At 48.7% G+C, this 513-nt stretch carries 1 pseudogene; it reads left to right on the top strand.

Features of this window, described 5'->3' with window-relative positions:
• A pseudogene (locus R7040_RS30060) lies at positions 1-484 on the top strand (isocitrate lyase); the annotation flags it as partial.
• Positions 485-513: the final 29 nt, after the last annotated feature.

Below are 513 nucleotides of genomic sequence, written 5' to 3'. Positions count from 1 at the left end.
TCCGACTCAAGAAGCGGTACAAAAACTGGTAGCTGCGCGTCTTGCTGCAGACGTTTCTGGCACAACAACGCTAGTTATTGCACGTACTGATGCGAACGCGGCAGACCTGCTAACTTCAGATTGCGACCCATATGATAAAGACTTTATTGAAGGTGAGCGTACTCAAGAAGGCTTCTACCGTGTACGTGCAGGTATCGACCAAGCGATTTCTCGTGGTTTGGCTTACGCACCATATGCAGACTTGATTTGGTGTGAAACTGCGACGCCGTGTCTAGAAGAGGCGCGTAAGTTCGCAGAAGCGATTCACGCTGAGTACCCAGATCAGCTGCTGGCATACAACTGTTCGCCATCGTTCAACTGGGAGAAAAATCTCGATGCAGAAACCATTGCGAAGTTCCAGCAAGAGCTTTCAGACATGGGCTACAAGTACCAGTTCATCACGCTAGCGGGTATCCACAACATGTGGTTTAACATGTTTGAATTGTGACACGCTTATGCGCAAGGTGAAGGTAT

The sequence above is a fragment of the Vibrio sp. 1069 genome (assembly GCF_033340555.1).
This window is presented reverse-complemented; position numbering and strand designations above follow the sequence as displayed.